Origin of the sequence: Bacillus sp. 3255, from assembly GCF_031456485.1 — a bacterium.
Classification (GTDB): domain Bacteria; phylum Bacillota; class Bacilli; order Paenibacillales; family NBRC-103111; genus Paenibacillus_E.
On record NZ_JAVDUS010000031.1, the window covers coordinates 17,855 to 29,300 of the forward strand.

12 protein-coding genes are annotated in these 11,446 nt (G+C 51.3%); 8 read left to right on the forward strand and 4 right to left on the reverse strand.

Annotated elements, in window-relative coordinates:
• Positions 1 to 12 precede the first annotated feature (12 nt).
• The 4 genes from J2X61_RS33775 to J2X61_RS33790 form a co-directional block, all read right to left on the reverse strand.
• Positions 13 to 1,089: an HD-GYP domain-containing protein gene (locus J2X61_RS33775; RefSeq protein ID WP_310194611.1), complete on the reverse strand. Its 1,077-nt coding sequence runs from the start codon at positions 1,087 to 1,089 to the stop codon at positions 13 to 15.
• A 312-nt stretch (positions 1,090 to 1,401) separates the two neighbouring features.
• Positions 1,402 to 2,013: a superoxide dismutase gene (locus J2X61_RS33780; protein ID WP_310194614.1), complete on the reverse strand. Its 612-nt coding sequence runs from the start codon at positions 2,011 to 2,013 to the stop codon at positions 1,402 to 1,404.
• 86 nt (positions 2,014 to 2,099) lie between these two features.
• Entirely contained in the window at positions 2,100 to 2,306 is a 207-nt protein-coding gene (locus J2X61_RS33785) for a hypothetical protein (RefSeq protein ID WP_274472227.1), read from the reverse strand.
• Between the two features lie 140 nt (positions 2,307 to 2,446).
• Positions 2,447 to 4,627: a PAS domain S-box protein gene (locus J2X61_RS33790; protein WP_310194619.1), complete on the reverse strand. Its 2,181-nt coding sequence runs from the start codon at positions 4,625 to 4,627 to the stop codon at positions 2,447 to 2,449.
• A 217-nt stretch (positions 4,628 to 4,844) separates the two neighbouring features.
• On the opposite strand from J2X61_RS33790, the gene J2X61_RS33795 reads away from it, so the two are divergent.
• The 8 genes from J2X61_RS33795 (at position 4,845) to lepB (ending at position 11,422) form a co-directional block, all read left to right on the forward strand.
• Positions 4,845 to 6,194, forward strand: a complete 1,350-nt coding sequence (locus tag J2X61_RS33795; protein ID WP_310194622.1) for a TrkH family potassium uptake protein — start codon at positions 4,845 to 4,847, stop codon at positions 6,192 to 6,194.
• 68 nt (positions 6,195 to 6,262) lie between these two features.
• Positions 6,263 to 6,757, forward strand: a complete 495-nt coding sequence (locus tag J2X61_RS33800; RefSeq protein ID WP_310194625.1) for a hypothetical protein — start codon at positions 6,263 to 6,265, stop codon at positions 6,755 to 6,757.
• Positions 6,738 to 7,250, forward strand: coding sequence for a hypothetical protein (locus J2X61_RS33805; protein ID WP_274472231.1), 513 nt, complete (start codon positions 6,738 to 6,740; stop codon positions 7,248 to 7,250). The genes J2X61_RS33800 and J2X61_RS33805 overlap by 20 nt, the downstream gene beginning before the upstream one ends.
• A gap of 95 nt (positions 7,251 to 7,345) precedes the next feature.
• Entirely contained in the window at positions 7,346 to 8,554 is a 1,209-nt protein-coding gene (locus tag J2X61_RS33810; protein WP_310194629.1) for an MFS transporter, read from the forward strand.
• A gap of 248 nt (positions 8,555 to 8,802) precedes the next feature.
• A complete protein-coding gene (locus tag J2X61_RS33815; RefSeq protein WP_310194631.1) occupies positions 8,803 to 8,931 on the forward strand; it encodes a hypothetical protein in 129 nt (42 codons plus the stop codon).
• Positions 8,932 to 9,687: 756 nt separating this feature from the next.
• Positions 9,688 to 10,119: a GNAT family N-acetyltransferase gene (locus tag J2X61_RS33820; RefSeq protein ID WP_274472233.1), complete on the forward strand. Its 432-nt coding sequence runs from the start codon at positions 9,688 to 9,690 to the stop codon at positions 10,117 to 10,119.
• Between the two features lie 139 nt (positions 10,120 to 10,258).
• On the forward strand, positions 10,259 to 10,813 hold the full coding sequence (locus tag J2X61_RS33825; protein ID WP_274472234.1) for a DUF402 domain-containing protein: 555 nt from the start codon (positions 10,259 to 10,261) through the stop codon (positions 10,811 to 10,813).
• Positions 10,814 to 11,422 carry a signal peptidase I gene (lepB, locus tag J2X61_RS33830; RefSeq protein ID WP_310194634.1) on the forward strand — a complete coding sequence of 203 codons (609 nt, stop codon included), beginning with the start codon at positions 10,814 to 10,816 and terminating at the stop codon, positions 11,420 to 11,422.
• Positions 11,423 to 11,446: the final 24 nt, after the last annotated feature.

Sequence of the window (11,446 nt, forward strand, 5' to 3'; positions counted from 1 at the left end):
TTTCGGTCATAATTAAACGACCAGCTGTTCGCCGATTTCTTCGATCATCACGTTCAAAGTGCGCGACAGATCGACTTCGTAGGGGTCTTTGAGCTCGATGCCTGATGCGGTTCTAAGTATGCGGACAATGGGGCGCTGCATACTGTGGGTGTTTAAGCGGGAGACGATTCCGGATTCTCCTGTGCTGAGGGAAACGCCTAGACCTAGAGGATAAATGGCGACGTTATTGCGAAACAGCTTGACCATATCTATATCGTACAGTTTTCCAGCGTTGGCGTAAAGAACTTCTAACGCATGATGCGGTGGAATGGCTTTGCGGTAATTGCGGGTATGAACCATAGCGTCGTAGGAATCGAGAATGCCGATCAACCTGGCATAGGGATGAATTTGGTCGCCTTTCAAATTGAATGGATAACCACTGCCGTCGAGGCGTTCGTGGTGCTGCAGGGCGCACCTTGCGGACAGAAGAGGGATTCCGGCTTCATCCTTCAGCATCTGAAAGCCGTATAGCGCATGCTTCTGAATTTCCAAGAATTCGTTCGGCGTAAGCCGGGCTTGTTTCTGTAATAATTGCAGCGGAATTTGCACGCTTCCGACATCGTGAAGGAGGGCGCCAAGTCCGATCGTCATCAGATCATCGTAGGTGTAAGTGCCTTGCTGGATCGCCAGTTTCGTGGCGTAGATGCAGACATTCATCGCGTTCTGGCAGAAGTGCTGCTCCATGTTCGCCGCCGGCATCGTGTTCAGGGTCGTCAGCATGACGGCATCCTTCCTGCGGTACTGAAGATCATGGATGACCCGGGACATCGCCTCCAGAAACAGCTTGCTGAGCGGGAGGAGGTTATCGGTTCCGAGCTTAACGGTCGGACTGAATCTCTCGAACACTTTGCCGAGCGAGCTGCGCAGCAGCAGCCTTGTTTCTTCTTGAATCGGGTCTTCAATGTGAATGTCATCGGTCCTCGGATCTTCAATATATAAATGGTCGATGCCCAGCCCACTGAGCTTCTTCAGCATGGTTGAGGTAAGCTCCACCCGGTATCCGACCAGCACTTGCCCGTCATTGTTAAAAATGGCTTTGCCCAGTCTCATCCCGGGCTGACATTTCATTGTTGGAATCATTCGCATCGTATAACGACCTGCCTTTTTCTTTAACTTGCACATATAAAATGAGTCTAGAGACTCATGAAATCATGTCATTGGACGGATGATTTAGTGCTACGTCGATCATTATGGCATACTATGGTCGCTAATTTCTGTGAAAAAGGTAACAGTTGGAAGTAAAATTTCGGCAAAGATTTGATAAAAAGGAGATGAAGTTCGGGTCTGGGCCGGCAGTCCCGGAAATAAGAAAAAGACATCCAAACTGCATGGCAGTGTGGATGTCTTGCTATACAAGGAAGCTTATTTCGCAGCGTCGTAACGCTTGCCGACTTCCGCCCAGTTCACAACGTTCCAGAACGCTGCGATGTAGTCAGGGCGTTTGTTTTGGTAGTTCAGGTAGTAAGCATGCTCCCAAACGTCAAGACCAAGGATCGGCGTTTCGCCTTCCATGATCGGGCTGTCTTGGTTAGGCAAGCTGTATACTTTCAATTTGCCCGCTTTGTCAACAGCCAGGAAGGACCAGCCGGAACCGAAGCGTGTTGTTGCTGCAGCGGAGAAGTCAGCTTTGAATTTCTCGAAGCCGCCAAGCTCGCTCTCGATAGCTGCTGCAAGAGCGCCTGTAGGTGCTCCGCCGCCGTTTGGCCCGATAACTTCCCAGAACAGGGAGTGGTTCGCGTGTCCGCCGCCGTTGTTGCGAACAGCTGTACGGATGTCTTCCGGAAGGCTGTTCAGGTCAGCGATCAGGTCGTTCAAGGATTTATCGTGCAGAGCTGGATGTTTGTCCAAAGCTGCGTTCAAGTTCGTCACATAAGCGTTGTGGTGACGGTCGTGGTGGATTTCCATTGTTTTTGCGTCGATGTGCGGCTCAAGCGCGTCGTTAGCGTACGGCAGAGCTGGTAGTTGATGTGCCATGGATAAATACCTCCTAAAATTATGTAGTTTCAACCTCTTCATTATGAAGGAATTGCCGTAATAAAGCAACATGTATGTTTACTAAGTCAGACGCCGCGCCGTTCGATTTCCTGAATGATCTGATTGTGAATGTGGGTGCCTTGCTCGTTCAGCCAAGGAGCTAAATCGCTCATTTGCCTGTGACTCGCCTGGAGCTCGATTTCCGTCCATTCACTGGGCTTCATGGTGCTCAGCACTTGGAAATCGCGAATTTGCCGCGGATAGTCTTTGTAGAGTTTCTCTTGATCGGACAATAGTTTCACCTCGCAGTTGGGATAAGCATTCCTCTATACAATCCGATAAATGGCTGGATTTTATACATGGATGACATTATTTGGGGTTCAAAACAAAAAAACGCCCTACCAAATGGTAGAGCGACCGGTAACTCCTGCATTTACCCCACAGTAGGCAGGTAAACATCTATCGTAGTCCCTTCATTTTCTTTGCTGAACACGCTTACGGTGCCATTGTGATTTTCAATAATTTTTTTGCTGACCATGAATCCGAGCCCGGTCCCTTTCTCCTTCGTGGTATAGAAAGGCTGTCCAAGCCTGCTCAGAATATGCTCAGGGATGCCGCAGCCATGGTCGATGAATCGCAGAAGCAGCTGCTGGCTATTGACGCACTTGGCTTGGATGACGAGTGTTCCCCCTTGCGGCATAGCCTCGATGGCGTTCTTGATGAAATTGATACACACTTGCTTCAATTGGTTCTCATCGCACACGATAGGGGAGAGGCCAGGCTCATAGTCCGTAACAATCTCCACATTGTTCAAGATCGCTTGAGATTCCAGCAAAGGCATAACCTGAGCGAGCAAGTGGCGAATATCTTGGCGGTCGGTGTGGACCATCTGAGGCTTGGCCAGAATGAGCAGCTCGCTCAGAATCATTTCGATACGTTCGATCTCGGATGCCATGATATCGTAATACAGCTTTTTCTCGGAGGCGCCTGAGCGCATGAGCTGTGTGAAGCCTTTGATCGCTGTGATCGGATTGCGGATCTCGTGTGCGATGCCTGCAGCCAATTGACCGGCCACCGTTAATTTCTCCGAATTGATCAGCAATTGCTCGGCTTGCTTGTAGGCGGTGAGATCCCGCATTGTCAATGCCCAGCCTGAACGCTGCCCCGCCTCGTCCCGGAGCGTGAATAGCGAGAGGATGACCGGCATCTCCATGCCGCCCTTGTGCATGCCGACTGCTTCTACGGAATAGGGTTCCATTTTCTCCAGCGCCGTAATGCTGCTCAGTTTATCGCTGCCCGGGATGAGCGAAAGCTCGAACACGGGGGTTCCGACGATCTCCGCAGATTTCCAACCGAATGTTTCTTCGAACGCGTGGTTGATCCGAACGACCCGGTAATCGGTATCGATGATAAGGACGGGATCGATATGATGCACGATGAACGATTCCAGCTGTTCCTTGCTCGCCTTCAACTTCCGCTGAGCCTGCTTCTTCTCGGTGATGTCGTGGCACGTACCGGCGATGCCGATGATCTCCCCCGTTCTGTCACGGATAGGGGATAGCGTTGTGCTGACATCGACCAGGCTGCCGTCTTTGCGCTGCCTGACCGTTTCATAGCCCGTCACCGAATTGCCGGACAGCACTTGCCCGTGAAGGGCTCTCGTCTGGTAGGTGAGATGGAGGGGGGTGATCGGCAGCTCGCGCTGAATGATTTCCTCCGCTTGCCATTGGAACAGCTTCTCGAAGGATGGGTTGACTTCCAGGACGGTGCCCTCCCGGTCAATGACCCAAATCGCGTCACCGTTGTTCGTAACAAACGATTCCAACCGCTCTTTGGTCGTATACAGCTCGTCTTCCGCCAGCTTGCGCTTCGTAATGTCCCGGCCGACGGCGATGACTTTGGCGAGGGCTCCGTTCTCTTCGGGAATCATCTTAACCGTCGTCTCGAACCATACGTAGTGTCCCTGTTTATGGCGCACCCGGCAAGTAAAAATATGGTCGAGGGCATTCTGGAAAAGGCAGCTATCATTGAAAAGGGCTACATCATCCGGGTGCCATAGATCAATCATTTTATGACCGATAACTTCATCCATCTCATAACCGAGCAGCGTGCGGACAGCCGGCGAAATATGGCGCGTGACGCCATCCGGTGTAGCGACGGTGATGATTTCCAGAACATTATCCGAAACAATGCGGTACAGCTCTTGGGATTCCCGCAGCTTCTCTTCAATATGAACACGCTCTGTAATATCCCTAACTTGTGAAATAAAAAAGGAAGTCTGATTGTCTTCGCCACGGACAAGTGACACAGCTAAAGAAGCCCAGACGATATGCCCGTTCTTATGAAAATATTTTTTCTCCATTTGATAGGAGTCGCGTTGACGTGTCAGCAGATCGGTCATCATCTGCAGGTCAAATGTCAGATCTTCCGGATGAGTGAGCTGCTGAATGCTTAACTCGGACAATTCCGTCTCTGAATATCCCAAAAAGGTGCAGAAGGCAGGATTCGCTTTGAGAATGTGTCCGTTCGGTGCGACGAGCACCATTCCAATAGGCACATACTTGAAGGCTTGTGTAAATAAAGATTCATTTACCAATCTCTGATCGATGGACATGCTGCAGAATGACCTCCGGTGTGGGCTGGACCCAAGATTCCTTTGAGGTTGCTTTTCTACCAGACGCTCCCGTATTCCTGCCTGCAATAACTTATTAGTTAGGTATAAAGGACTATTTGTAACAGTTGCTCAAAAAGATTGTGAGTTCTTTACATTGCCAGAGTGAAATTATACAATTGCAGCAAATCATAAATCGCACGGAGCTTCCATTATGCCAATGAATGCCAATAAAAAATTTCGTCTAAGCCCGCCTAAGGTCTTGTCGCTCGGCTTCGTCCTGATGATCCTGACGGGATCCTTCCTGCTGTCGCTGCCTGCCGCCTTAGCAGGGGAAGGCAAGTTGAGCTGGATCGATGCCTTGTTCATGGCGACCTCCGCCACCTGTGTGACCGGCCTGTCCGTCGTCAATACAGGCGCACATCTCTCCGCCTTCGGCGAAATCGTGCTCCTTGTGCTCGTCCAAATCGGCGGACTCGGTTTCATGACGATGTCCACGCTCATCGCGCTCGTCCTGCGCCGCCGGATCTCGTTCCAGGAACGTCTGATCCTGCAGGAGGCGATGAACCATGAATCGACGGAAGGGATCGTCCGGCTTGTCCGCAAAGTTCTGATCTACGCGCTTTGTATCGAGCTCGCCGGAGCGCTGCTGCTCGCGGTTCGCTGGTCCTTCGAGCTGCCGGTCGGACAAGCCGTCTATTTCGGCATTTTCCACAGCATCTCGATCTTCAACAATGCCGGGTTCGACCTGTTCGGCAGCTTGCCTGACCGGCCGGGCTCCCTGATGCATTATGTCGAGGATCCGTTCGTGAACCTGGTCTCGATGATCCTGATCGTTCTCGGCGGGATCGGGTTTATCGTGATTTCCGACTTGCTGACGTATCCCAAGAACAAGAAGCTTACCCTACACAGCAAAGTTGTGCTCAGCGCATCCGGCGCGTTGATTTTCGTCGGTGCCTTGGTTATTCTCGTATTCGAGTTTACGAATGCGAATACGCTGCAGCCGCTGTCTCCCTTAGGGAAAACGCTCAGCGCGCTGCTTCAATCGGTGTCCGCCCGTTCGGCCGGGGTCAATACGATCGATATTCCGTCCATGCGGCAGGCTACGCAATTTTTTATCATTATTATGATGTTTATCGGAGCGGCGCCCGGTTCTTCCGGCGGCGGTATTAAAGTGACGACGTTCGTTATCCTCGTGGGCGCAGTAATAGCCATGATGCGGGGGAACGAAGAGATCGTGCTGTTCCGCCGACGCATTTCGAAGGACCGGATTTATAAGGCGATTACGTTTACGTTACTGTCCTTTATTTTGATCGTCATCTCCACCATCGCTCTCACTATTTCGGAGAGCTATCCTTTCCTCGGAGTGCTGTTCGAAGTGACCTCGGCTTACGCCACGGCGGGGATGTCACTCGGATTAACGTCGCAGCTGACGGAGTTCGGTAAAGTGTTCCTCGTCGTTCTCATGTTCGTCGGACGGCTTGGTCCCGTTACGCTAGCCTACATTTTGATTCCTTCGCCGGAGAAAGAGCATTTCCGCTACCCCGAGGGTAAAATTACGATCGGCTAATAAGTGCATATGGAGTCTCCAATGGGGCATAGTAAGGTAAAATCTTCTTCCCCGCAGGAGGCTGTTTTGTGTTTTTATACAATGCTTGCGCATGCCTTGTATCCGTATGGGCTCTATATTCCATCCGATGGATTCCCCCATGCTTCAGAAGCATCGAAAAGCTGGTGTATTATATGGCTATCGTCGTCGCCATTGAGCAGCTGCATTCAGCGGTTCTAGACAATTTAAAATTGCTTGAATTTACTCCGACACTTGGAGCGTTTGTATTTTTCAAAATAAACCAGATGATCCTTTACCCGATCGTTACGCTTTGGCTGCTCGTCTCGTTTTATAAACCGAATATAAAGTTTCCGCTCAAATTGCTATACATTTGCTTGTGGTTCTCAGCGCTTACCGGTTCGTATCACCTCTTTCAGGCCTTACATGTTCTGAAACTGACCGGTTGGAATATCGGCTATGCGATCGTCGTGTGGTACGCCGTTCTGTTGGAGTCTTACTGCTTCAGTCTTGTGTTTAGAAAATTGCTTGGAAAGCGTGATGCCCGTGATCCTCTATCCACCTGAGCGTTTTGATCTGAACGAGTGGTTCACGTTGATTTCACTGGCGGTTACTTTAATCATTGCGTTTCTGCTTCCGAAACGGTTCTCCCCGGCCGCTATAACGGTCTACTGCGTATTCACCGTGTTCCTGTCCCAATCCGTGGATTCGCTGATTGCCGTGAAACCGTTCGATCTCTATGATGTCAGCGACAGTTCGAAATATGAAATCATCGATGCCGTTATTTATTACGTCAACTATCCGCCCTATACGTATTTCTTTATGTATTTCTATGACAAATGGCAGCTCAAAGGCGTATGGCGCGTCTTGTATGTGGTTCTGTACTCGGGGCTTTCGGTGTTCTTCGAGTGGTTGGCTGTGTTATGCGGAGTTTTCAAGTTCAAGGGCTGGAAGCTGGGGTACTCCCCTTTTGTCTATGTTGTCGTATTTGTGATGTACATCTTGGTCTATCATTTGACCCGGAAATTGCTGCATGAGGAAACATTGGAAAGCCACTGAGAGGTGGCTTTTTGGCGTGCAGGCGATTTAAAATTTCTCGAATAGCCGCAAAGATGATAAAATAAGGTGATGGGAAGGCAACGGAGGGGAAGCACATGGAATTTTCATGGAAACGAAATCTTGTTACATTGTGGATCGGCGTATTTTTTTGCGGGATGGCGTATACCATTTCAATTCCTTTTCTACCAATCTTCCTGCACACGGAGCTTGGGATTGAGAAGGGGCTGGAAGCCTGGTCAGGCATCACATTCGGCATCACCTTTCTAGCTAGCGCTTTAATTGCACCCTATTGGGGATCGCTTGCCGACAAATACGGTCGCAAACCGATGCTCATTCGATCGGGGTTCAGTTTAAGCGTTCTTTATTTTGCGACCTTTTTCGTTCACGATCCTTATCTGTTCCTGGTCGTGCGTATTCTTCAGGGACTGCTGGCGGGATTCGTTCCCGCGTCGATTGCGCTGGTCGCCACGAACACGCCGGAGAAAGAGGTCGGGTATGCGCTGGGCGTCATGTCCACGGCCGGCGCTGCCGGCAGCGTCATCGGACCGCTGGTGGGCGGGTTCGTCTCCCACTGGGTGGGAAACAGGGAGTCGTTCCTCGTCTCCGGCTGTGTCGTTCTGGTGGCCGCTTTCATCGGGCTGTTCGGCGCCAAGGAGAAGAACTTCAACCGTTCGGCGGAACGGTCCAGCGTGTGGGAAGACTTGAAGTCGGCCGGGCATAACCGGTCTTTCATGGTCATCCTCGGCATCACCATGCTGGTGGCGACTTCGGTTATGATCGTAGAGCCGCTGCTTACGATCTATGTGCTGCAGCTCGGCGGCAGCCAAAGCTCTGCGTCGCTGAGCTCAGGGATCATCTTCTCGGCTGTCGGCGTAGCGACGGTCATTGCTGCGCCGAGGTGGGGCAAGCTGGGGCAGAAGCTGACCTACTCCCGAACGCTGTTCATCGGACTTATCGGCGGCGGGATCGGCAACTTGCTGCAGCTTACCACGCATAGTCTAATTGCGTTCGGGATCTTGAGATTCAGCTACGGGCTGTTTTTTGCCGCTGTGTATCCGGCGTTGAACGCACTTATCGTGAAGTTCACGGATGCCGGCTTTCGAGGCAGGGCGTTCTCATTGAACCAATCCGCCACGCAGTTAGGCACGATGACCGGACCGATGATCGGCGGCTTCCTGGGCGGGTGGATCGGCATTCCATTGGTTTTCGCGTTGAATGGCCTGGCGCTGATCGGGCTGGCCTTCTACTATAAATATCGCGGGCCTAAGCAGCCTGTCGCGGATGTTATTACGGCAAAAGGGTAAGCGGATGCTTACTCTTTTTTTGCGTCTGCCTGCCGGCTTGTTAGGCAGGCTGTGTTAGCGAGGTCCGTGCTGCGGTAACGGACAGGGAGGCCCTTATTTGAGGCAAAGGGGCCTCTTTATGAATGCAACGGACACCGGAGCCGCTATTTTGCTCAAACGGGCTTGATTGAGCGTCGAATACGGCGAATAAGGACGCTGGTGTCCGTTAGAAGTGGAAGGCGCCGCTTATCGTGGAAATAGCGTCCGCTGTGTCCGTTAGAACCGGGCAGGGCGTCGGCAACAAGCTTGTTATGCACCACTCCGTTCTGTGGGCATGCCAGCTTTGCGTTGTTAGCGAGTTCCGCGCTGCGCTAACGGACAGGGAGGCCCTTATTTGAGGCAAAGGGGCCTCTTTATGAATGCAACGGACACCGAAGCCGCTATTTTGCTCAAATGGGCTTGATTGAGCGGATAAATCGGCGAATAAGTACGCTGGTGTCCGTAAGAAGTGGAAGTCGCCGCTTATCGTGGAAATAGCGTCCGCTGTGTCCGTTAGAACCGGGCAGGGCGTCGGCAACAAGTTTGTTATGCACCACTCCGTTCTGTGGGCATGCCAGCTTTGCGGTGTTAGCGAGGTCCGCGCTGCGCTAACAGACAGGGAGGCCCTTATTTGAGGCAAAGGGGCCTCTTTATGAATGCAACGGACACCGAAGCCGCTATTTTGCTCAAATGGGCTTGATTGAGCGGATAAATCGGCGAATAAGTACGCTGGTGTCCGTAAGAAGTGGAAGTCGCCGCTTATCGTGGAAATAGCGTCCGCTGTGTCCGCTAGAACCGGGCAGGGGCGTCGGCTTCAACGAGCGGATTCAACGCGTGAGCAGAGCGGGGGATGAATTCGGAGAGCGGAGCAAGTGTATGACCGGAGCAAGTGCGACCTTGTCGGTGGGGAAATGATCGCCGAAGAAAACGCTATTTCGCGCGCAATTTGTTGAAAACGCTTGCATTTAAGCGCTTTCACGAGAATTTTAGAAAAAAACAAAGATTTTTGTGAATTTTAACACATTTTCAGCAGGATTCCGTACTTTTTTGTCGTATTTACTAATTTACCACAAAAAAAGTCCTAACAAATTCATAGAGGATTGGGAGAGAACCGTATGCATGTTCGTTCATTTCAGCTTAGTGATACGTCTTCGGTGACAGCACTCTTAGAAGATGTTTTGTCGGAAACTTGCTATGAAGAAACGATGGAAGCTTTTGCTCGCCAGCTTTCTTGGGATACGGAGCTTGTGCTTGTCGCACAAGAAGAATCAGAAATCGTGGGCATGATCATCGGCACCATCGATAACAACAACGGCTATTTCTATCGCATTGCAGTTGCCGCAGAATATCAGCGCAAGGGTATCGGCAAAGCATTGATCGAAGCAATGAAGCAAAGGTTCCTCCACCGGAACGTGAACAAAATTATGGTAACGGTCGACGTCCATAATGAAGTTGTACTCCCTGTATACGAGTCGGCAGGCTATAGCTCCAACGATTTTTCCCGTGCTGCGCACCGTCTGAGCATCGTGAAAAAGATCAGCGTATAAGCTTGTTCGAACGGAAGAAATTGCATAGAAGCAAGTTGAGGAAAGCATATCGGTGCCGCCATTGCATTTGGGGGTCAGATATGCTTTTCTATATAATAGGGGAACTTATCGGCAGCTATCAACAGAGGAGCTTTGAGACATGGATATTTTCACGCCTTATGTGATAAAAAGCTTCAAACATGACGGACATCTACACCGGATGTGGCTCACGAATTGGCGGGTACCGCCGAGCATCCTGCATGCCGAGCACCTCCAGCAAGGGATGATGGTATTCATCAATAGCCAGACCAAAATACAAGAAGCGGACGGCAAGGAATGGGTCAGCCGTATTCCGGGCGTATCTTTTTTCATCCCCAAGATGTGGTTCAACATTGTTGCACTCATTGAGGAAACAGGGGTGAGGTACTACTGCAATGTGGCCTCTCCCATGTACGTGACTCAGCAGGTGCTGACTTATATCGATTACGATTTGGATGTCATTCGAATGCCCGACGGTTCCGTTCACGTTGTGGATCAGGATGAATATGAGCGCCATAAACTGAATTATCACTATTCTGCGCTTGTAGAATCCAAAGTGAAGGAAGGGCTGGCTGCCATTCTGGCGCTGGCGGGCACGGACAAGCCGCCTTTTCAGGACGAGTGGGTCATGCATTACTACGAAGAGTGGGAAAAGCATAGGAACGGAGGAGCCTGAATGAGCTTCTTTGTAGGGCGCAATGAATCGAATAAAGCAGCTTCCAGTTCTGGAACCGGGAAGCAGACGGAAACCAGAAGCTTGACCCATGAGCTGTGGGATTGGACGAAATCCATTCTCGTAGCTCTTCTTGTCGTTATTCTCGTGCATCAGTACGGATTCAACCTGTCCACGGTTCGCGGCCACTCGATGGACCCTACGCTGCAGGAGGGTGAATGGCTGTTCGTGAATCGGGCGGTTACGTACTTGAAAGCTCCTGGGCGCGGGGAGATTGTGATCCTCAAAGAGAACGAGGAGCATGCCTTCACGCAGCATGCCTTCCTGGTCAAAAGGGTCGTCGCCGTCGGAGGCGACGAAGTGCAGGGCATCGACGGGGCGCTCTATGTGAACGGACGGAAGCTCGAAGAGCCGTACACGAACTCGCTTATCGAAGACGGCGATTTCGGTCCGGCGCGTGTCAGGGACGGCCATGTCTTCGTGATGGGCGATAACCGCCATGCGTCGGCTAGCGCTGACAGCCGCAGGTTCGGGGACGTTCCGGCCAGCATGATTCAAGGCCGTGCGGAGTACGTGCTATGGCCCTTCGCCATGGCCGCCAAGCTGGATTAAACCTATAGAAGAGAGGTGGGGGCG

Coding starts and splice junctions, on each gene's coding strand:
- J2X61_RS33775 (WP_310194611.1), bottom strand. CDS start 1,089: ATGAGACTGGGCAAAGCCATTTTTAACAATGACGGGCAAGTGCTGGTC.
- J2X61_RS33780 (WP_310194614.1), bottom strand. CDS start 2,013: ATGGCACATCAACTACCAGCTCTGCCGTACGCTAACGACGCGCTTGAG.
- J2X61_RS33790 (WP_310194619.1), bottom strand. CDS start 4,627: ATGTCCATCGATCAGAGATTGGTAAATGAATCTTTATTTACACAAGCC.
- J2X61_RS33795 (WP_310194622.1), top strand. CDS start 4,845: ATGAATGCCAATAAAAAATTTCGTCTAAGCCCGCCTAAGGTCTTGTCG.
- J2X61_RS33810 (WP_310194629.1), top strand. CDS start 7,346: ATGGAATTTTCATGGAAACGAAATCTTGTTACATTGTGGATCGGCGTA.
- J2X61_RS33820 (WP_274472233.1), top strand. CDS start 9,688: ATGCATGTTCGTTCATTTCAGCTTAGTGATACGTCTTCGGTGACAGCA.
- J2X61_RS33825 (WP_274472234.1), top strand. CDS start 10,259: ATGGATATTTTCACGCCTTATGTGATAAAAAGCTTCAAACATGACGGA.
- lepB (WP_310194634.1), top strand. CDS start 10,814: ATGAGCTTCTTTGTAGGGCGCAATGAATCGAATAAAGCAGCTTCCAGT.